Origin of the sequence: Coprococcus aceti (assembly GCF_025567285.1) — a bacterium.
GTDB classification, from domain to species: Bacteria; Bacillota; Clostridia; order Lachnospirales; family Lachnospiraceae; genus Coprococcus; species Coprococcus aceti.
The window spans coordinates 162195-183808 of sequence record NZ_JAOQJT010000003.1 but is presented as its reverse complement, the minus strand read 5'-3'; the positions used below and the strand labels follow the sequence as shown (position 1 = coordinate 183808).

The 21614-nt window shown below is 44.9% G+C and carries 17 protein-coding genes and 1 pseudogene; 5 read left to right on the top strand and 13 right to left on the bottom strand.

The annotated features are described in order from the left end of the window. Positions 1–187: 187 nt before the first annotated feature. The 10 genes and pseudogenes from OCV54_RS05715 to ftsE form a co-directional block, all read right to left on the bottom strand. The gene (locus tag OCV54_RS05715; RefSeq protein ID WP_055223035.1) at positions 188–2545 is read right to left on the bottom strand and encodes an ABC transporter permease; all 2358 of its coding nucleotides are present in this window, start codon (positions 2543–2545) and stop codon (positions 188–190) included. Positions 2546–2588: 43 nt separating this feature from the next. Beyond that, the gene (locus OCV54_RS05710) at positions 2589–3299 is read right to left on the bottom strand and encodes an ABC transporter ATP-binding protein (RefSeq protein WP_022217259.1); all 711 of its coding nucleotides are present in this window, start codon (positions 3297–3299) and stop codon (positions 2589–2591) included. Positions 3300–3581: 282 nt separating this feature from the next. Continuing rightward, positions 3582–4145 carry a histidine phosphatase family protein gene (locus tag OCV54_RS14815; RefSeq protein WP_334290611.1) on the bottom strand — a complete coding sequence of 188 codons (564 nt, stop codon included), beginning with the start codon at positions 4143–4145 and terminating at the stop codon, positions 3582–3584. A gap of 201 nt (positions 4146–4346) precedes the next feature. Next, positions 4347–5030 (bottom strand): annotated as a pseudogene (locus tag OCV54_RS14810) (patatin-like phospholipase family protein); the annotation flags it as partial. Positions 5031–5681: 651 nt separating this feature from the next. After that, a complete protein-coding gene (locus tag OCV54_RS05695) occupies positions 5682–6560 on the bottom strand; it encodes a DMT family transporter (RefSeq protein WP_015533681.1) in 879 nt (292 codons plus the stop codon). A gap of 52 nt (positions 6561–6612) precedes the next feature. After that, the gene (locus tag OCV54_RS05690; RefSeq protein ID WP_055223033.1) at positions 6613–7707 is read right to left on the bottom strand and encodes a GDSL-type esterase/lipase family protein; all 1095 of its coding nucleotides are present in this window, start codon (positions 7705–7707) and stop codon (positions 6613–6615) included. Positions 7708–7718: 11 nt separating this feature from the next. Then, positions 7719–9080: an MBOAT family O-acyltransferase gene (locus OCV54_RS05685; RefSeq protein WP_262563266.1), complete on the bottom strand. Its 1362-nt coding sequence runs from the start codon at positions 9078–9080 to the stop codon at positions 7719–7721. Between the two features lie 345 nt (positions 9081–9425). Beyond that, complete coding sequence (locus tag OCV54_RS05680; protein ID WP_015533678.1) at positions 9426–10715, bottom strand: murein hydrolase activator EnvC family protein; 1290 nt, start codon at positions 10713–10715, stop codon at positions 9426–9428. Positions 10716–10851: 136 nt separating this feature from the next. Continuing rightward, positions 10852–11760, bottom strand: coding sequence for a permease-like cell division protein FtsX (ftsX, locus tag OCV54_RS05675; protein WP_015533677.1), 909 nt, complete (start codon positions 11758–11760; stop codon positions 10852–10854). Continuing rightward, on the bottom strand, positions 11750–12436 hold the full coding sequence (gene ftsE / locus OCV54_RS05670) for a cell division ATP-binding protein FtsE (RefSeq protein ID WP_022216898.1): 687 nt from the start codon (positions 12434–12436) through the stop codon (positions 11750–11752). The genes ftsX and ftsE overlap by 11 nt, the downstream gene beginning before the upstream one ends. Before the next feature lie 211 nt (positions 12437–12647). Between ftsE and OCV54_RS05665 the strand changes: the two genes are divergently transcribed. From OCV54_RS05665 to OCV54_RS05650, 4 genes are all read left to right on the top strand, one after another. Beyond that, complete coding sequence (locus tag OCV54_RS05665) at positions 12648–14036, top strand: uracil-xanthine permease family protein (protein ID WP_015533676.1); 1389 nt, start codon at positions 12648–12650, stop codon at positions 14034–14036. A 38-nt stretch (positions 14037–14074) separates the two neighbouring features. After that, positions 14075–14704, top strand: coding sequence for a uracil phosphoribosyltransferase (gene upp, locus OCV54_RS05660; RefSeq protein ID WP_015533675.1), 630 nt, complete (start codon positions 14075–14077; stop codon positions 14702–14704). A 181-nt stretch (positions 14705–14885) separates the two neighbouring features. Beyond that, a complete protein-coding gene (locus tag OCV54_RS05655) occupies positions 14886–15536 on the top strand; it encodes an endonuclease III domain-containing protein (RefSeq protein WP_015533674.1) in 651 nt (216 codons plus the stop codon). A gap of 40 nt (positions 15537–15576) precedes the next feature. Then, entirely contained in the window at positions 15577–16923 is a 1347-nt protein-coding gene (locus tag OCV54_RS05650; protein ID WP_055223228.1) for a citrate/2-methylcitrate synthase, read from the top strand. Positions 16924–17101: 178 nt separating this feature from the next. Here the strand turns inward: OCV54_RS05650 and trxA are convergent, their stop codons facing one another. From trxA to OCV54_RS05635, 3 genes are all read right to left on the bottom strand, one after another. After that, on the bottom strand, positions 17102–17413 hold the full coding sequence (trxA, locus tag OCV54_RS05645) for a thioredoxin (protein ID WP_022217252.1): 312 nt from the start codon (positions 17411–17413) through the stop codon (positions 17102–17104). 348 nt (positions 17414–17761) lie between these two features. Further along, positions 17762–19837 carry a heavy metal translocating P-type ATPase gene (locus OCV54_RS05640; RefSeq protein WP_022217251.1) on the bottom strand — a complete coding sequence of 692 codons (2076 nt, stop codon included), beginning with the start codon at positions 19835–19837 and terminating at the stop codon, positions 17762–17764. Between the two features lie 37 nt (positions 19838–19874). Next, complete coding sequence (locus OCV54_RS05635) at positions 19875–20195, bottom strand: DUF6110 family protein (protein WP_055223026.1); 321 nt, start codon at positions 20193–20195, stop codon at positions 19875–19877. 383 nt (positions 20196–20578) lie between these two features. Here OCV54_RS05635 and OCV54_RS05630 point away from each other — a divergent pair, with 383 nt between their 5' ends. Then, the gene (locus OCV54_RS05630; protein ID WP_055223024.1) at positions 20579–21553 is read left to right on the top strand and encodes a putative ABC transporter permease; all 975 of its coding nucleotides are present in this window, start codon (positions 20579–20581) and stop codon (positions 21551–21553) included. Positions 21554–21614 lie beyond the last annotated feature (61 nt).

The window sequence follows — 21614 nt, the reverse complement described above, 5'->3', positions numbered from 1 at the left end:
GCAACCTGACAGCTTTGGGAACATTTCCCACAAAATAGCAAAAAAAAGAAAATTTTGTGCTCAAACTCCCGGATTCCCACTGAAAAGATACACGACTTCTAATCCATGTATCCTTTCCAGGGATTCGGAGGATTTACAGCACAAAATTTTCTCTTTTTTTCATAATACCTGAACACAGCTTGACACATCACTCCACATTCTTGAGCGCCTCGTCCATAGGAATCTTCTTTATCCTCTTCATCTGCAACAGTGAGATCACCAGATAGCAGGTAAAGCTGAGCACGAACATGAGTGGGAATATCCATGGTGCCATGTATATCGGCATCCATCCGCTTAGCATATCTATCAGCATTGCCCTGTATATCACCTTGATCGACAGGTAACTGAGCAGTATATCGAGCAGTGTCACCACCGCAACCATGACAGTTGTGGATGACAGATACAGCTTACTGATCTCCTTTGTGTCATATCCCAGTATCTTAACCATGGATATGGACACCGTGTTCTTCTCCACTATTAGTTTTGTGAGCAGATATACGAGAAGCATGAACATAACAAGTGAAAATACAACCACTATGTAGAACATACCTCCCATGGACTTGGTGAGCTGTCTGGACACCTTTATCATATCATCCTTTGTGATCTCTGACACTACATGATCCTCTATATCGGTCAGCTTGTCATTCGAGAAATAGCCGGTGAAGTAATCCTCGTCCTTGTCAAATATTTCTCTGAAATCACCCTCTGTCACGAACACCGCAAGGGCTGCCGGATACACCACAGAACCCGTCACCTTGAGCTCATATGTGTCATCAGTATAGCTCTCCTTGAGCTCAAGTTTGTCGCCATCAACTATCTCATATTTGTCTGCGTAGCTGTCAGATACCAGCACATCTCCGTCGTCCAGCTTAACCGGGAAATATTTACTGTCCGAGTGTATTCCATACACCATGATCTCATCATCTATATCTCCGGTCGTCCTTAGCGTCTTCATACAGTAGGTTTCCGCATTATTATTTGCCGTCTCCACCTGTGAATCCAGAACATACTGGTGGTCAGCTACCATATTATCCAATATGTCATTCTGATAGTGCTTCAGCATAGGATTCAACATAAGTCCGAACATCAGAAGAACCTGTGCGAAGTAAATTCCAAGAAGCATGACCACATATCCTGGAATGTTCTGAAGTATGACACGGGTCTTGAACCTTGTCATGAACTTCCAGTGAGGCAGCTTCACCGCCTTCTTTCTCTTTGATCTGCTGAGATCATGCCTCAGGAACCTCAGTGGTGAGAGCTTCAGTTTGCTGTTTACCACTAACAGGTTCACAACGATCATGATTATAAGAGGTATGACTGTGGTAAGCACAAATGCATCGGCATTCCAATACGTCACATACTTAGTGAGGGAATAGCTTCCATAGTAAAGCTGCGCACCCATATCCTTAAACACCGAATAGCCCAGCACGTTTCCCACCACTGATGCCACAAATGTAACTATGACAGGAAGTGATATGTAGTGAATAAGCAGCTCGCCCTTCGTATATCCTGAAGCCCTCAATGTTCCAATAACCGACGCTTCCTTTGTCAGAGTGTTGCTGATGGTTACCGCAAATATAAATGCAAGTATAACTATGACGATGTATTCAAACCATTTCATCATATTTGTATCACTGCCAATATCATCCCCTGCAAAGTTGATCGCCTGGTTCTGATACCTTGGAATGTAGCTCTCCACCGTAATGCCGTTCATGACCGCCTGTGTATACACAGTCTCAAGAAGGTCATCCGCCAGCTTTTTCTCATCGTTCTCCTCATCCGGCATTCCATCATCGTACATCCATGAATACGACCAGGTCTTATTTTTCTCCGGGAGATCATCAAATTCCTCATTTGACACAACCGCAATTCCGAATATCGTGGCATCAAACATGGTATCATTGTTGTTCTGGAACATGGTACTGTAGTCGGAGAGTGCCACAAATCCGCACACGCTGTATACCTTGTCACCCGCTTTTATATCATCACCGATCTCTATATCGTTGTTGACCGCATACATTCTGTCAATGGCGATCTCATCAGTTCCTACAGGAAATTCACCATCCATCAGGCACATTTTATTTACATCGTGTCTTGGTGCGAATATCCTCAGTGTCCTTCCCCCATCATCTGCAGCATCATTTACAGAATTCACCGTATCATCTTTTGTCTCTGCATTGCCTTCCACATTACCACTATTGCCATCAGAGTCTGATCCGATCTTACTCATAGGCAGTTCATAATACGACATATCATAGAGCTTCACGCCCTCATCCTCTATATTGTCCTTCATATTGTCAGACGCCTCATCCGACAGATCAAAATGTCCATCCTCCACGTTGTATTTGTCAAATGTATTGTCGTAGGTTTTCTTCATGCTCTCACCTGCAACCATGAAGCCCGACACCATTCCCGTCGTGATGACCATGAACAGGAATATGACTATATATTTTCCAAGCTCTTCCTTCAGTTCCTTTGGAATTCTTCTCCACAATGGATTTCTCATAACAGATCCCCTTTCCTATTGAACATCTACCCTGTCTGCCCAATTACCAGTCAAGCTCTACAGCGGATATCTTGTTCTCATTTACAATGTTGCGTCTTATCATGCCGTCCCTGAGCTTCACAGTCCGGTCCGCCATATTCTTGATGGCATCATTGTGGGTGACCATGATTATTGTGTTGCCATACTTCTGGTTCACATCCTCTATGAGCTTAAGTATCTCCTTGGAAGTGTTGTAGTCAAGGGCACCTGTCGGCTCATCACAGAGAAGTATATCAGGATTCTTCACGATTGCCCTTCCAATCGAGGTCCTCTGCTGCTGTCCACCCGACAGCTGATTTGGGAGCTTATGTCTGTGCTCATAAAGCCCCAGAGTCTTTAACAGATCATCAACATCAAAAGGATTATCACTAAGGTATGCTCCAACCTCCACATTCTCCTTTACATTGAGATTAGGTATGAGATTATACATCTGGAATACATAACCGAGATGCTTTCTCCTATATCTGGTCAGTGTCTTCTCATCCATATCCCCTGTCTTCTCTCCATCTATGGAGATATAACCGGAATCCGGGCTGTCGATCCCACCTATGATATTGAGCAGAGTTGACTTGCCAGACCCCGATGGGCCAAGCAGCACACAGAACTCGCCCTTTGCGACCTCAAAATCAATTCCTCTAAGTACCTCAGTTCGGTTCTCCCCTGAACCGAAGCTTTTCTTTATCCCACTGATCTTCAAAAAACTGTTGTCTCCCATGATTCTCTCCTTTTCCACATTTTATATTCTCCATAAACGCATCGCATAGCTCTCATGCCGTACGTTGATATTTAAACGCATGATTATATGTTCATATATTTATTAGCACATATGTAGGCTCTGTGTCAACTATATTAGTGATAAATAATATCAAGTATTCTTTTATACACATTTACAGGAGCATTTGGGGATATCCCAGAAAAAAAGAGAAAACCACATTCACATCATATTGATCTGCCTGCTGTTTTCTCTTTTTTACATCTGATACCACACATGTGGCGATCAGAATCTATATTCTCTTATCTCACAGTTCTTTATGCCAAATGCTGCGAATTCCTCATTTGTCATATCATTGAAATACGACTGTACTATTCTTGATATTCCATTGTGGGCAACCAGAAGATATGTCTTCCCGGAATCTTCCGACTCAGCCTTAAGCTCATCTAACAAATTGTACACCCTCTGACACAGATGAACCATGGTCTCTCCGCCCTCATAGTGATCCAGAAAATGCGTCTTCGCCTTGGCGAATATAGCGCCGTTTCTGGCTGTTCCCTCGTATTTGCCAAAACACTGCTCACGGAGTCTCTCCTCGGCTCTCATAGGAATTCCTGTTATCTCGGATATATGTCTTGCCGTCTCCGAAGCCCTGACCAGAGGCGAATACAGGATCTCATCTATGTGATAATCTCCATTCTTTATCATCTCACCAAGCTGCTCCGCCTGCTGATGTCCAAGCTCTGTGAGTTCAATATCCGTGGCTCCACATATCTTGTTTTCCACATTCCACACGGTCTGCCCATGGCGGGTGAAGAACAGTCTTGGGCCAAACTTCTCAACAAGCACCGCCTTTGCATCGTCATATCCCTGTGTTATCCTCTTCTCAACACCTTCAGGCGAAAAGTCAAGCATGCCATCTATGGCACCACCAAGAGGAATAGACGGATATATATGTATCATCTCTGCATCATCGTATCTATCGGTCTTCCTCTCATCGAGATGCACCACGACAAATTTTCTGTAGCCCTCATCATAGAGAGGCTGTATTGGCACATTATCTCCCCCAAGGAAGAAGCCTCCATCATAATACTTTGTCTTGTCTATCGTCTCCATAGGGAATATGACCGGTATGGCTGAAGAAGCAAGAAGTATACGTTCTATCTCCTCCGGTTCCATGCCTGACAGCTGGAATCTCTCAGGAGTAGGCTTGCCCTCCACATTGAGACATGTAGCATAACAGCTCATGTCACTGTTCGACACACCATCAAGTACTGGTGAATTCTCCAGTATGTCCATAAGTCCTTCTCTGGAGAAGAAGCCATCCTTTATCCTCATGCCTTTTGCCACAGCATCCAGTCCTATGCACTCTATTGCACTCTGTATGACTGGATTGTCTATGGTCGTAAGCTTCTCCTTGATGGACTCAAACCATTTGTTCCTGTTGTCCTCGTCTATATCCTTGTTGGACAGTATCCTGTCGTTGGTTATGTCGTACCACATCTGTGTAGCCTTATCCAGATCGCCGCAAGCGTACAATGCCGCATTCAGTGCGCCTACCGAGCTTCCTGATACCGCCTTTATATCGATCACATCTCTGTACTCCTCAAGAGCCTTCCACACTCCGATCTCATAGGAGCCACGGCCACCACCGCCACCGAGCACCAGACCGTATCCTTCCTTAACCGGCACATCCGGCTGCCCGGCCTGTCCGCCCAGTTCCGTGTAATGCATCTGCTTCTTCTGCGATATAGTCTCCTCTATCGCCTTATGAAGCTCCCCGGCCTTTTCCTTTATCTCCTCTGTTCTCTCCTGAAGCTCCTGTATAACCTTTTCTTTATCCATATATTAATCCCCCTTACTATTCCATAATAAAGCTGCTCTATCCAATATTGTCATCTGATATATCCACCAATTATGATCATATGTGTGTTTCATTTTAACATGTCAGCAACTATACCCACAACCTTATACTCACTATATTCAGAAGCTTTACCATTTATAGAACATTTATTTACGCTTTATATATTATTTCTTTTATGAACATATTTCTTTAACATCCGATACACAGAATGTACACAGTACCATCTTATTATATATACAGATTGATGAGGACAGCAGATGTGCGACATGCCCAGGCAGCACCAGCGTATCTGCCGTCACTCAAACTAACAACAATCCAATTTATATAGATGGGAGGCCGGATACCTCACAAGTCCGGTCACAACACCTAAAACCTTCCTTTATAACTTTTATAAAAAAGACGGATATCAGACAATGAAACTTTTACCCATTTTCCATTTCTGACATCCGTCTTTTTGTATATATCAATTATTCTACAAGTATTTGTACAAGGCACTGCCACTCTCAGTCCTGCCGGTCATGCTAAGTGCGGTCCTGTCTCATGGTGTACCACCATTTGAAAACTGCACTTCCAATGATGATCACATATCCTATAATGCTCAGCATGTCAGGGATCTGATCCAGGAATACAAATCCCAATATAGCCGCAAATATGACCTGACTGTAGTCAAATACCGATATCTCCCTGGCTGGAGCCTTCTGGTATGCTGCGGTTATACTGAACTGTCCACCAGCCGCCGCAAGTCCGGCACAGAGCAGGCACACAATCTGCTGCCATGTCATAGGTGCGTGGTCCAATATGATAAATGGAAGCGTCACCAGACATGAGAATACTGAGAAACACATAACTATGACTGGTCCGCGCTCCCCTTGTTTTCCAAGCTTTCTCACATAGGTGTAGGCTATTCCTGCCCCAAGGCCGCCTGCCACACCAACCATGGCATACAGAAAATCCATATGAAACGAAGGCTTCACAACGAACAATGCACCAGCGAAAGCCAGCACAACAGATGCCCACTCTACCCGGTTTGCCCGTTCCTTCAACACAAAGTATGATGCGATGATAGCAAAGAACGGAGAAAGCTTGTTAAGGATATTGGCATCCGCAATATTCAACTTGTCAATTGCATAGAAATTACATATCAGCCCCGTCGTTCCACATATGCTTCTCGCCGCGATTCCCGGCCAGCTGCTCTTCTTTATCTTGAATTTCTCCTCAGTCCTCATGAGCATGGCAATGGCCACAACAGCGGCCACTGCATTTCTAAAGAATGCCTTCTGCATAGTTGGCAGATCTCCAGACAGTCTCACGAAGAAGGTCATCAGTGAGAAAAAGAACCCTGCCATGATTATGAACAGGATTCCCTTATATTTATCTTTTATTACCAGTCTTTTTGCCATTTGATCAACTCCCGATAATGATAAAATGCCGCCAGGTCCCGCAGCACTTTATCTATTTGAAAGCATCATCCTTGAGCCCATGCTCATACAGATACTGCTCCCACAGACTGTAATACTGCGCCTGCAAATGTATGTCATCCCAGGTATAGTCCTTTACAAGACCACCCCTGCCATCGTCCACAACCGTATTCATATCCAGATAGAAAAGCTTTATTCCATCAGCATATGCAGCTATGGCACCATTCTTGTCATCGATATTGTCATTGTTCACAATATCGTGGCTTGCCGAATAGTCGCTGGATACATGCATGCAGCCCATCATAAAGATCACTGCGTCCGGCTGAAGCGCCTGTATCTGGGCCACCGCATCGATATATGTGGATGCGTATGTCTCCGTATCGTAACCCGCCTCATTTATGCCGAGCATGATGTATATCTTTCTGAATTGTTTGCTCTTAAGCAGCTCTGTGAGTGTCTTTGTTCCATTTGAGGCGATCTTCTCACCCATCAGTCCAAATGAAGTAAGGCCCTCCATATATGCAAATTCTGCATTGTCCAGTCCGGAATACAACGCCAGTCCTTCCACTCTGGAATCACCTATAAACAGAGCATCGTCAAAATAAGACTTGTCAACCTTTATATATGGGTACTGGGTCTCAAGAGCGATCTGTGTGAGATCTCTGTAGCAGCTATTTCTTGCCTTTCTCTTCTTAACCTTCTTGTATTGAGTCTGTCTTGTCACCGGAGCAGCCGAACCGCCTGTATCTATGGTTGCTTTTTCCGTAGTTGCCTTTTCGGTGGTCGCTTTCTCTGTAGATTTCTCTGTTGTCTTCTCCGTGGATGCATTCTCAGAAGTCTGCTTCTCCGTGGATTTCACCTCCGTTGTCTGCTCCTCTGCAACCGCACTGCCCGTGGACTCCGACGTCAGCTCGCTCTTTCCCGGAGCATCCGTGCTTGTTGCATCAGTTCCGGTTGCCACCCTCTCATCAAGCAGCACAGTCTGGGCCATAGGATGATGAAAGCTGACATCCCATTTATACACGCCAAGCGCAGCTCCCACATAACCGCCTGCGGTAACTATCACGCCGGATATTATGAGTATCGAGAACAGTGGACAGCCTTTTATCATTTGCCATAATTTCTTCATCTGCCCACCTCCTAAAATCTAAAATAAAGGAATGGATTGGAGCCACCCTTTGCTATCTGATATACACAGAACCAGAACAGTGCGAGCATTATAAGCTTGCATACCCAGTTCTTGTAGAATTTCTCTATGAGCTTTCTAGGCCACGGTGTACAGAAGATCACGCAGATCAGCAGCAGCCACCAGTATGTGTGTCCCAGCATGATCAGCTTGTCCATGGCATGTGTGGTGACTGATCCCTCTATGTTCATGCCAAACATTCTCTTCAGGTACAGTCCCAGAAGCTTCAGATCAGATATGTTAAATATTGTCCATGATATCGGTATCAGGAAGAACATGTACACATGGCCAAGAACCTTCACCTTTTCAAATACCTTGCCAAGGAACAGCTTCTCCATGAGAAGGAACACGAACAGGAACAAGCCCCATACCAGGAAATTCCAGTCGGCACCATGCCACAATCCGGTAAACATCCACACAGTGAACATGGCAAGTATCATTCTGAGCTTTCCCTTTCGGTTGCCGCCCATCGGTATGTACACATACTCTCTGAACCAGCGTCCGAGTGTAACATGCCAGCGTCTCCAGAAATCTGTGAGGGAATGTGCCATATAAGGATCGACAAAGTTCTCCGGTATCCTGAAGCCAAGTATAAGGCCAATTCCTATTGCCATCACGGAATAACCCATGAAATCAAACAGGAGCTGGAATGAATATCCCCATGAACCAAGCCATGCGGTCACAGTGTTTATTCCATAAGGGCCAACCGTCTGCACATCGTTCCACAGACTGGCTATCTTATTTGCCAGAAGCACCTTGTACGCAAGTCCCAATACGAACAGTGTCGCACCGCGCTCTATATCGTCCGCCTTGACCTCTCTGTGATCCAGCTCAGGCTTCACCTCATCGTAGTTGACTATAGGGCCGGCTATGAGCTGAGGGAACATGCTCACATATGTTCCGAACTTGATTATACTCTTGTCCGCCTGATACTTGAGCCTGTACACGTCAAATATATACGATGTTATCTGGAACGTATAGAAGCTTATTCCAAGCGGCAGCGTGATCGCCACGCTATCAAATATCTTTGTTCCCGCTGCAGTGTTTATTATCTCTATAAAGAAGTTGATATATTTGAATATGAACAACATTCCAAAATCAAACACCATAGCCACCGCCAGCCAGCAGTTTCTCTCAAATGAACAGTCGATTTCCGAATATACTTCTATATCATAAAAACGCTTGATTCGTCTTGCCACCGAATAGTTAAATATAATAGAAAACATCATCAAGAACACGTATATGGGTTCGCCATACGCGTAGAACACAAGGCTGCCTAAAAGCAGTACAACATTCCTGTACTTCGGCTTTGTCACAAAATAGATAAGCAAAAATAAAGGCAGGAATCTAAATAAGAACTCCATGCTCGAAAAAACCATAATATACTCCTTAAATAAATACTCAGTCCAGTGTGAGTATAAATACTTTTACCACTTATGTCAACCGACACTAATCCTATTTTTTCTTAAAAAAACTATTGTTTTCGACATATTTTCTCACCACCACAACATATGGTACTTCGCCCATATCCACGCCCCTATTAACATAAAAAATGCGTGATCCATATTTCATGAATCACGCATTTTTTCTCTATTCTATATATGATCATATTAAGATCTTATGATATGACACATATCCCTATGCCATGTCTCAGCCTCATCTTACAGATAATCAAGTGGGTTGACATATGAGCCATTCAGGAATACTGAGAAGTGGCAATGTGTACCTGTTGAATATCCTGTTGAACCTGCGTACGCAATGGTCTGTCCCTGTGAAACCACATCGCCAACGCTTACTGCAAGTGATGAGTTGTGAAGGTACATCGTCACAAATCCATTACCGTGATCTATCATAACGTAGTTACCACCACTCTCGCCCCACTCGGCTACCGTTACAACACCTGCATCAGCCGCTGCGATAGGCACTCCGTATGAACATCCTATATCTATACCCATATGATTGGAGCTTGCTCCTGCTGTCGGTGACTCTCTAGGTCCGAAGTAGTCTGTGATAGGTCCTGATACAGGCCATATGAACTGACCTGAACCGGTTGTTGAACCGCCATTGTTACTTCCACTGTTGTCGCTGTCACTGCCTGAGTTATCGCTTCCACCGTTGTTATCCTGCTGCTGTTGTTCAGCTTCTCTCTGCTTACGCTCCTCCTCCAGTCTCTGCTGTTCCTGACGCGCAAGCTCTGCCAGCTTGTCATCCAGCTCTGACTCCTGCTTTGCGTATTCAGCCGCAAGAGCTTTCTGCATCTCAACATCATCACTGTACTTGTTGATCTCCGCATTCTTCTGGCTTATAACATCATCGAGGTCTGCCTGCTTGGTCTCCAGGTCTGCCTTTACCTTCTCTACATCCGCCAGATCATCCTTGAGTGTCTGCTGATACTCTGCTATGTCATTCTTAGTCTTTACCAGCTTGTTGAGCTGCTTCTGGTCATATGTGCTGAGCTGATCAACATACTCAGACTTGTTAAGACTATCCTCAAATGAAGCCGATGACATAAGTGCATCTATGTAAGCAACATCGCCCTCCTCGTAGAGGTACTGTATCCTCTTCTTCATCGCCTCATACTGATTATCCTCACTGACCTGAGCCTCTGCAAGCTTTGTCTGAGTCTCATCTATCTCATTCTGAAGATCCTCAGCCTGCTGTTTCTTCTCCACGATCTGTGTGCTTATATCTGTGGCCTGCTTATCGAGCTCATTTACAGCCGCTGTAAGCTTGTCTACCTTCTTCTGATACTTCTCTGCGTTTGCATTCGCCTCTTCCTGAGCCTGCTGAGCCTCTTCCTTCTGCTGCTCAACATCCTCCTTGGTCTCCTCAGCATGCACGCTGAACACAGGAGCCGCAAATATGGATGTAAACGACATGAGCAGTGCTCCTGTAGTAACCACTGCCACCTGCATACCTTTCTTCTTTATCTTGTATAAATCTATTCTCATCATTCATGCCTCCTAATCGCATTTCATAATGTTATTATCTTTTTGCCCTACTTATCAGCATTATAACACATATTGTTCCTAAAAAAGTAATAACAATTTGTGAATTTTTTGTGCATTGCTCTGACCGCATTTAACACTACACTCTCAGGTGCTTTCTTGTGGTAAGAATACTTCCTACCAGACCAACACCGATACCGAGCACAAGTCCGACCGGTACCATAGTCCTGAACAGATCCTGCTGGCTCACAAATGCAAACAGCGTTGTGACAACCTTGAACCTTCCGGCAACGTATGTCAGTATCTTATCGTACATGTAGTACAGAAGGACCAGAGGTATAGCCGAACCGACCGCGCCTATGATCACACCCTCTATGATGAACGGTGCTCTTACAAATACATTTGTCGCACCGATCAGCTTCATGATCCCTATCTCTTCCTTTCGCACTGTGATACCTATGGTGATCGTGTTACTTATAAGGAATATAGATACCAGCATCAGTATCACAACTATTCCTATGGATGCATATCCCACAAGGGATGACAGTGTCGTGATGCTGTCCGCAGTCACGTCAGAACTCTTTACCTTTCTGACTCCTGAAAGGCCCTGGGCAAATGCCACGAACTCCGGCTGTCTTGATACATCCTTGAGCGTGATCTCATATGACGCAGCATTCTTTAACGGGTTATCTCCGCCAAATGCATTCTTTGCAACCTGTGGATCATCGTAGTTCTGATCTGCAAACTTGTCCCATGCCTCATCGGCTGAGATGAAATCCATCGTCTCAACATAATCGACCGTTCTTATCTGTTCACCTATGAGCTGTATGGTCTCATCTGACGCATCCTCGTCGAAGAATACAGATATGGTGACTGTCTTCTCAAGCTCCTGCATACCTGACTGGAAGTTTACAACCACCGCATATATGATTCCGAAAAGGAACAGACATGATATGATGGTTCCCAGTGATGCAAGTGAGAACAGTATGTTTCTTCTTATATTCGCAAAGCCCTGTCTGAGGACATAGAAAAATGTACTAATCTTCATCTATGTAGCCTCCTTCCTTCTCATCACTGATTATAACGCCCTTCTTCAAGGTGATAACTCTCTTCTTCATCTCATTGACGATATCCTTGTTGTGGGTTACCACAACAACTGTGGTTCCTCTCTTGTTAATATCCTCAAGGAGGTTCATGATATCCAGTGAGTTCTTAGGATCAAGATTTCCTGTAGGCTCATCCGCCAGTATGATGTCAGGATTGTTGACCAGTGCTCTCGCCATGGCAACTCTCTGCTGCTCACCACCTGAGAGCTCCTTTGGATATGATTTGTACTTGTCTGCAAGTCCAACCAGCGTCAGCATGGCCGGAACACGTCTTCTGATGTATCTCGCCGGAGTCTGGATAACTCTCTGTGCAAATGCAACATTCTCGTATATAGTCCTGTCCTTCAGAAGTCTGAAGTTCTGGAACACAACCCCTATCCTTCTTCTGACCTTCGGTATATCTTTTCTCTTTATCTTGCCATAGTCGTATCCGGCAACAGTGATATTGCCCTCCGTAGGATCGAGCTCCTTGAGCAGAAGCCTGAACAGAGTGGTCTTGCCCGAACCACTGCTTCCAACGATAAATACGAACTCGCCTTTCTCTATATTAATATTGACATTCTTGAGTGCCTGATTGCCCCCAGGATATGTCATACTCACATTCTCTAATTCAATCATAATATCTGTAGTCTCCTTCGACCTGTATCTTTATTTTTCTCCCCTTTACTCAATCCAAGCAGAATTGTAACAATTCTGTAACATTTTGTCAAGTGCTGACATATATTACATATCTTAAGTTTATTTTGGAAATTTCACTATTCAAATTGACCTTAGTGTAAATAAACTTTATAATATTTAACTAAGAAAAAATATGGGAGGATTATTACTTATGGATAATCAAAAAGAAGCCATTCGTGATGCACGTAAGCTTGGAATTCCAAAGATGCTTTTACTTGGATTCCAGCATATGTTTGCCATGTTTGGTGCAACAATTCTTGTTCCGCTTCTCGTAAACGGATACTTCGAGGGTCAGGGACTCTCAATTCAGGTAACTCTTGTATGTGCCGGTCTTGGAACACTGTTCTTCCACTTATGCACTAAGCTTAAGGTACCTGCTTTCCTCGGTTCTTCATTTGCATTTCTGGGAGGTTTCTCCACAGTTGCAGACCTTAAAACAGGCATATTCAAGGACATGCCAATGGGCGAAAAGCTTCCATATGCATGTGGCGGTATTGTGGTTGCAGGACTTCTGTATCTGATACTTGCACTGATCGTCAAGCTTGTCGGCGTGAAGCGTGTCATGAGATTCCTTCCACCAGTGGTTACCGGACCTATCATCATATGTATCGGTCTGAGCCTCGCACCATCAGCTATATCAAACGCATCCACTAACTGGCTGCTTGCATTTATCGCACTGGCTGTTGTCATTGTGTTCAACATCTGGGGCAAGGGCATGTTCAAGATCATACCTATCCTCATGGGTGTACTTATCTCATATGGCGTTGCACTCATACTTCACTTCTGTGGTATGACCAACCCTGATGGTTCAGCAATACTCAGCTTTTCTGGAGTTTCAGACGCACATTTTCTCGGTCTGCCACCTTTCCAGATCTGCAAATTTAACTTAACTGCCATACTTGTCATGGCTCCTATCGCCATCGCTTCCATGATGGAGCATATAGGTGATATATGTGCCATATCAGCAACTGTAGATCAGAATTTCCTTGAGGATCCAGGTCTCCACAGAACACTTATCGGTGATGGTCTGGCAACATCTCTCTCCGCACTCTTTGGCGGTCCTGCCAACACAACCTACGGAGAGAACACAGGAGTTCTCGAGCTCAGCCGCGTTCACGATCCAAGAGTTATACGACTGGCTGCCATTTTTGCAGTCATCCTCGGTTTCATACCTAAGGTTGCAGAAGTCATCCGCTCAATGCCTTTCGCCATCATTGGCGGCATAAGCTTCATCCTCTACGGAATGATCTCAGCCATAGGTGTAAGAAATGTGGTTGAGAACCACGTAGACTTCACGAAGTCAAGAAACCTGATCATCGCAGCCGTTATCATGGTATGTGGACTTGGTTTCAAAAATGGCCTTACATTCACGATCGGAGGCACAACTATCACTCTTACAGGACTTGCCCTCGCAGCTATATTCGGCATCCTGCTGAATGCTATACTGCCTGGTAACGACTATACATTTGGTGAGAACACCAAGGGTGATGTAAGCCGTGGACTTGGAATGAATCCACAGAACTCTGACATTGAGGCATAATAATTATCTGTATATTATTTATTAGGAGGTTACACAATATGACAGATTACACAGTTATGACACATCCACTTATTCAGCATAAGATTTCAAAGCTCAGAGATAAGAACACCGGAACTGCCGAATTCCGTGCACTTGTTGAAGAGATCGCCATGCTCATGGGATATGAGGCTCTGAAAGATCTTCCTACCGAGGATGTATGTATAGAGACTCCTATCGAGGAATGCATGACTCCGGTCATCGCAGGAAGAAATCTTGCGATCGTACCTATTCTCCGTGCAGGACTTGGAATGGTCAGTGGACTTCAGGCTCTGGTTCCTACAGCCAAGATCGGACACATCGGTCTGTACAGAGACGAGGAGACTCATGAACCTCATGAGTACTACTGCAAGCTCCCTGATCCTATCGATGAGAGACTTATAGTTGTCACGGATCCTATGCTTGCAACCGGAGGATCAGCTGTTGCTGCCGTTGATTTCATCAAGCAGCACGGCGGTAAGCATATCAAGTTCATGTCGATCATCGCTGCACCGCAGGGAATTGAGAGACTTCTCAAGGCTCATCCTGACATCCAGCTATACGTTGGTCATGTTGACCGCGAGCTGAACGAGAACGCTTACATCTGCCCAGGACTTGGCGATGCCGGCGACAGAATCTTCGGAACAAAGTAAGATCTTTCAGACATGATATTTATACCAGCAAAGACATGCCGCAGCCCAGCACATATATTGGGCTACGGCATGTCTTCTCTTCCCAACATTTTCACACTTCTAACATTTTTATTAAGAATTCTTTTTCGATATCCATTTGCAGGCCTTTCATGTTATCATATAGAGACTGGAGGTCTTTTTTATGGAATCACAGAAGAGATATACGAAAAAACAGAGAACACTGGACATTATCGAGAGACTGAAGAAGGAATATCCTGACACAGTATGCACCCTCGATACTTCACACGCATGGCAGCTTCTTGTCAGTGTCCGCCTGGCGGCGCAGTGCACTGATGCAAGGGTGAATGTGGTAGTCCAGGATTTATTTGCCAAATATCCAGGAGTAAAAGAACTGGCTGCTGCCGATGTCAGTGACATCGAGGCCATTGTGAGACCTTGCGGACTGGGGAAGAGCAAGGCCAGAGATATTAGTGCATGTATGAATATGCTTGTTGATTCCTATGATTGCCAGGTTCCTGACAGTCTTGATGAGCTGCTTAAGCTCCCCGGCGTAGGCCGCAAGAGCGCAAACCTCATCATGGGTGATATCTACGGCAAACCTGCCATTGTAACAGATACCCACTGTATACGCCTTGTCAACCGAATGGGACTGGTTGACGGGATAAAAGATCCGAAGAAGGTTGAGATGGAACTGTGGAAGCTTGTACCTCCAGATGAGAGCAATGACTTCTGTCACAGGCTGGTGGATCACGGCAGATCCGTGTGCACAGCCAGAACGAAGCCACATTGCGACGCATGTTGTCTAAGCGACATATGCAAAAAGATCATCTGATTTATCATACAAACGGAAAGGAGTTACTTATATGGAGTATATGGAGAATCTGACAGAATACGTGGAGAAGCAGGCTTCTCTCTGTCAGCAGCATGATGTGATAGACAAAGAGCTCTATGCCAGATACGGAGTAAAAAGAGGACTGCGTGATGAGAATGGACAGGGAGTTCTGACCGGTCTTACCAATATATCACAGATCATAGCATTTAAGGATGTGGATGGCCAGAAGGTTCCGTGTGACGGACAGTTATTGTACAGAGGCTATGATGTACAGGATCTCGTAAAAGGCGGCAAAGGAAAACGCCATATATTTGAGGAAGCTGCTTATCTTCTTCTCTTCGGAGAACTGCCTACCGAGACTCAGCTCTCAGAATTCAGCAGTGTCATCGCCGAGTCCATGAACCTGCCGACCAACTTTACCCGTGATGTCATCATGAAGGCACCTAGTGTGGATATAATGAACTCCATGACAAGAAGTGTGCTGACTCTGGCTTCATACGATAATCAGGCTACCAACCTGGATATAGACAATGTTCTCAGACAGTGTATCGGTCTCATCGGAACATTTCCTATGATGGCTGTGTATGGTTATCACGCATACAACCACTATGAGAATGACGGAAGTATGTACATTCACAGACCTGACAAGGATGCTTCCGTGGCTGAAAACATCCTCAGGATGCTCAGGCCTGACATGAAGTATACCGAGCTTGAGGCAAGAGTTCTTGACATAGCACTTCTGCTTCACATGGAGCACGGCGGTGGTAACAATTCCACATTCACCACAAGAGTTGTAACGTCATCCGGCTCTGACACATACTCTGCCATTGCCGCCGCCCTTTCATCCCTCAAGGGAAGGAAGCATGGTGGTGCCAACCTGCAGGTTATGAACATGATGGACGATATCAAGGAGCACATAAAGGATTACCATGACGAAGAGGCCATAGAGGCATATCTGGATAAGCTGCTGAACAAGCAAGCCTACGACCACAAGGGACTCATCTATGGTATGGGTCATGCCGTTTACTCACTGTCAGACCCAAGAGAAAAAGTATTCAAGTCATTTGTCGAACAGCTTGCCGCTGCCAAGGGCAGGGACGAGGATATGACTCTGTACAACAACATTGAGAAGATCGCGCCAAAGCTCATCGCCAAGGAACGCAAGATATACAAGGGTGTCAGCCCTAACGTAGACTTCTACAGCGGATTCGTGTATGAGATGCTCGGAATTCCTAGGGAGCTCTACACACCGCTCTTTGCAGTGGCACGTATAGTTGGATGGAGCGCTCACAGAATCGAGGAGCTTGTCACTACAGACAAGATCATCAGACCGGCATATAAGAGTCTGGTTAAGTATAGAGAATATGTAGACAGAGACGCCAGATAGTCAATGTGTTTTCAATAACCTTAAAGCCCTGTCAGACTTAACATTCATATGTATCCATAATATGAGATCCATATGAATGTTAAGTCTGACAGGGCTTTATGTTTTTCCTGTTTCTAGTTTGTATCCCCACTTCAATTCAGATCCCAATTAAAATATCCGGGATACATATCACAGACAATTATTTGATCTTCTCAATGAAATCGAGAAGATCATACTTGGATATAGCTCCGACACTCCTCGATGCCTCAACACCATTCTTGTACAGTATCAATGTCGGAACACTGAACACCTTATTGGCAGCCGCAAGTCCGGGATTCTCATCCACGTCCACACTGAAGAAGTCCACTTCACCATTCAGTTCATCTGCAACCGTGTGAAATACCGGTGCCATCATCTTGCATGGTCCGCACCATGTTGCTGAGAAATCCGCAACCGCCACACCGCATGCCTTTATATCTTCAAAATTATCGCCTTTTACCGTTTTTACCATACTGATCATCCTCCATTCTATTGTGATGAACACACGCATCATGCTACGCTCCACACACATCTGTATATTTTCATTTCATAAACATTCCAGATAATATCTGCTAATATTCTGCCCTTATGTTCAGCTATCTACTCATGTTTTATACGTACATTTTGTCATATCCTGTCGGCCCGGTCAACAATTCTTACAGATTATTTTTATTATTAAAAACAATATTAAACGACAAAACTACCCTCCTCACTGATGTTCCAGAATCCCGGGTACTCATCACAGTGAAGAGGGCAGCTTTATTTTATATTCTTTATAATTCTACGCTTCGATCATCAATATAATTCTATGCTCCGATCATCAATCCAGCAGCTTCTTCATACTGTCAAGACTTATGAGAAGCGTCGATGAATTGTGAAGCAGTGCTGATGTGGTTGGCTGGATAACTCCCATCACGCCCAGGATGATAAGTCCTGTGTTGATGGTCACTATCTTGCGATAGTTCCTGTTGATCCTGCTCATCAGCTTATTACTGAGTTCCTTAAGTGTTACGAGCTCGTACAGATTGTCCGCACTGACAGTTATATCTGCGATCTCTCTGGCAATCTCCGCGCCATCACTTACGGCAATTCCAGCATCGGATGCCGACAGTGCAGGTGAGTCATTGATTCCATCTCCCACCATGATGACCTTTCGACCCGCAGTCTTCTCAGCCTCGACAAACTTTGCCTTGTCCTCAGGAAGGACCTCTGAGTAATACTCATCCACCCCTACCTGCTCTGCAATAGCCTTGGCCGTTCTGTCACTGTCTCCTGTCATCATGACAACCTTCTTGATTCCCAGCTTCTTGAGCCTTGAAACAACCTCAGCCGACTCAGGTCTGACCGGATCCTTGATGGATATGACTGCTGCCAGCCTGCCATCGATTCCCATGAACAGATGTGAATGAGTCTTGGACAACGACTCGTACAGCTCTATCTTATCCTCAGGTATCACACAGCCCTCATCCTCAAATACGAAATGATAGCTTCCTATGACAACCTTCTTGCCGTCTATGCTTGATGAGATACCGTGAGCCACAACATACTCAACCTTGGAGTGCATCTCCTCATGCTCCAGCCCCTTGGCTGCAGCTCCTGCCACAACCGCTCTTGCCATGGAATGAGGGAAATGCTCCTCCAGACATGCAGCTATCCTGAGCAGTTCATCAGGATCTCTTCCGTCAAATGATACGACGCGTACAAGCGTAGGTGATGCCTTTGTAAGTGTTCCTGTCTTGTCAAATACTATCGTGTCTGCATCAGCTACAGCCTCCAGGAATTTGCCGCCCTTGACTGTGAGGTGATGCTTGTTTGCCTCCTGTATAGCAGACAATACCGCTATAGGCATGGACATCTTCAGTGCACATGAATAGTCGACCATGAGCACCGCAAGTGTCTTGGTGATATTCCTTGTTAAAAGGTATGTGAGGATAGTTCCACCGAGAGTCCATGGCACAAGACCATCTGCAAGATGCTCTGCCTTGCTCTCAAGTCCTGACTTAAGCTTCTCAGACTCCTCTATCATCGCAACAACTTTATCATATCTGCTGGTCTTACCAGTCTTTACAACTCTGACTACCAGCTCACCTTCCTCAACAACTGTACCTGCATATGCACTGTCTCCGTGTCCCTTGTGGACCGGTACTGACTCTCCGGTGAGGGATGCCTGATTGACCATGCCCTCGCCCTGATCCACAACACCGTCAAATGGAATGACATTGCCCATATGAACCACTACCAAATCATCCTTTGCGATCTTCGCACTGTCCATAAGTACATCACAATTATCCACACGCACCCATACCTTATTGATATTGAGTGACATGCTTCTTGCCAGTCCATCCACCGACTTCTTATGTGTCCACTCCTCAAGGATCTCACCGATCTCCAGAAGGAACATGACTGATCCCGCTGTCGCGAAATCATTTGTCAGAATGGATGCTGTTATGGCTGTTGCATCGAGAACCGGCACCTCAAGCTTCCTGTTCGCAAGACACTTGAGCCCCTTGCCTATATACTTGAGAGCTTTGACGGATGTCAGACAATACCGAAGTGGCATTGGCATAATCCATTTCTTGGTCATGTACCAGGCGGTCTTCCAAAACAGCTTGTCCTCATACTGTCTGTTCATGACTCTGCCTGATGTCTCTGTGAGATCCGCCGGAACCTCCACCCTGTCATATCCAAACTGTCTCAGCGCATCTATCACCGCTGCACGGTCACCATCATATATGATGATCGCGTCACAGGTTCTGTCGTGCACCTTGACCTCTTCCACTGCCTCACAGTTCTCCAGATAATACTGAAGTATGTCGGCCTGTGCCATGGTCATGCGGCTCTGTGCCATGTGTATACGCAGACGATTCTTTGTTTCATTTAAAATAGAAAACTTCAAGATCTTCGCCTCTTTCTTATGTTTTGTCTTATACTGATTACTCTTCTACAGTCTCTGCTGCGTCAGCGCTCTCAGCCTCTGTGCACTCAGCATCCTCAAAGTCAGCCTCTGCTGCCTTCTGTGCTCTTGCCTCGTTGATATCCTTTGCTCCTGCGTAGATATCACCACAGTTCTCCTGGATAGTATTTGCTGTCTTCATGACACAGTCCTTTGCTCTAAGAACACCAGCTGTACAATGTGTATATACGTTCTTTGCATCCTTGCTTGAGAGAACCTTGATACCAGCTGTTCCAAATAATACTCCACCTGCAAATATTCCAAGCTTCTTCCAGTTTACCTTCTTTAATGCCTTCATCATGATTTTGTCCTCCTTGATTATATATTCTGATTAATGATATGACCACTTATACGCATGGTAGATTATATGACAGGCTTCGCCGTGATTCGATTTTTCTAATCACGGTTTGTTCAATCAAACTCTCCTTAACGTAAAAAATGCATTCTCGATCTTCGTACTGTAGAAAGAGTCTGCATCTGTTTCGTGGCTTTTTATTTGCTGTAAGTATAGCACTGCCCCCAGCGTTAGTCCAATATAACATTCGCAATTTAAATGACTTTTTTTCTCAATAAGTATCAACAAGCTATCTTACACTTGTGACATTTTGTAAGGTTGCTTTTTTTCCTTCTATATACTATCTTATTACTATTGGCAAAGTCATATATACAAAGGAGATTCCATGTATGGATAATTTCAATATCAAAAGTATTCTGGTAATATTATTTTTATTTTTCATAGGATGCATCATGGGCTGGTGCATTGAAGTCATATTCAGAAAGTTCTTCTCCAAGAGCAACCCAAGCCACAAATGGATCAACCCGGGATTCCTCATCGGACCTTACCTGCCTCTCTACGGTTCAGGCCTGGTGGTGCTGTATCTCCTGTCCCTGATCCATATAGATGCTGTTGACGCCCATCCTGTTTTGCAAAAGGTTCTGGTGGTACTGATCATGGCCATCGCCATGACCGTTGTGGAATACATTGCCGGACGTATATTTATAATAGGAATGAACATCAAGCTGTGGGACTACTCAGATGAGTGGGGCAATATACAGGGCATCATATGTCCGCTGTTCTCATTCTTCTGGGGTGTGATCGCGGCACTGTACTATTTCTTCCTCCATCCACACATACTGAACGCTGTGTACTGGCTGGCGGATCACCTGACATTCTCCTTCTTCATCGGTTTCTTCTACGGGGTATTCGTGATCGACTGTGTTGTATCATTCAACCTGATGAGCAAGGTGAAGAAATTTGCGAAAGAGAATGATCTTATTGTCCGTGTTGAGGAACTCAAGTCCCGACTGGCTCTGGATCGTGAGAAGTTCAAGGAGAAGCCAAGCTTCCTTCTCTCTCTTCACGATACAGCATCGATCAAACGAGCATTTGAGAATAACCCTGAAAGCTTCTCCATAACAAAGAAGATCAAACTGAAGGCTGAGGAGCTTACAGAGAACGTAAAGGAAAAAAGCGCTGTGATAAGTGAAAATCTCAAGGAAAAGAGCGAGGTGATCACCGAGGGTATCAAGGCTGCCGGAACTGAGGCAAAGGCCCGCATAGGCGAGACGCTGAATCGAAATGATTCATCAGATGTGGCCGACACAGATCTGTTCGACAATTCCCACAGGGACATAACAGAACACAAGAATGAAAAATAATATCATTCTAAGCATATAACAAAAGCAAAAATACCATGTACAGGCGAAATGCTGTACATGG

Coding starts and splice junctions, on each gene's coding strand:
- OCV54_RS05715 (WP_055223035.1), bottom strand. CDS start 2,545: ATGAGAAATCCATTGTGGAGAAGAATTCCAAAGGAACTGAAGGAAGAG.
- OCV54_RS05680 (WP_015533678.1), bottom strand. CDS start 10,715: ATGAGAATAGATTTATACAAGATAAAGAAGAAAGGTATGCAGGTGGCA.
- OCV54_RS05655 (WP_015533674.1), top strand. CDS start 14,886: ATGGAATCACAGAAGAGATATACGAAAAAACAGAGAACACTGGACATT.
- OCV54_RS05665 (WP_015533676.1), top strand. CDS start 12,648: ATGGATAATCAAAAAGAAGCCATTCGTGATGCACGTAAGCTTGGAATT.
- trxA (WP_022217252.1), bottom strand. CDS start 17,413: ATGGTAAAAACGGTAAAAGGCGATAATTTTGAAGATATAAAGGCATGC.
- OCV54_RS05635 (WP_055223026.1), bottom strand. CDS start 20,195: ATGATGAAGGCATTAAAGAAGGTAAACTGGAAGAAGCTTGGAATATTT.
- OCV54_RS05630 (WP_055223024.1), top strand. CDS start 20,579: ATGGATAATTTCAATATCAAAAGTATTCTGGTAATATTATTTTTATTT.
- OCV54_RS05710 (WP_022217259.1), bottom strand. CDS start 3,299: ATGGGAGACAACAGTTTTTTGAAGATCAGTGGGATAAAGAAAAGCTTC.
- OCV54_RS05690 (WP_055223033.1), bottom strand. CDS start 7,707: ATGAAGAAATTATGGCAAATGATAAAAGGCTGTCCACTGTTCTCGATA.
- ftsX (WP_015533677.1), bottom strand. CDS start 11,760: ATGAAGATTAGTACATTTTTCTATGTCCTCAGACAGGGCTTTGCGAAT.
- upp (WP_015533675.1), top strand. CDS start 14,075: ATGACAGATTACACAGTTATGACACATCCACTTATTCAGCATAAGATT.
- OCV54_RS05695 (WP_015533681.1), bottom strand. CDS start 6,560: ATGGCAAAAAGACTGGTAATAAAAGATAAATATAAGGGAATCCTGTTC.
- ftsE (WP_022216898.1), bottom strand. CDS start 12,436: ATGATTGAATTAGAGAATGTGAGTATGACATATCCTGGGGGCAATCAG.
- OCV54_RS05650 (WP_055223228.1), top strand. CDS start 15,577: ATGGAGAATCTGACAGAATACGTGGAGAAGCAGGCTTCTCTCTGTCAG.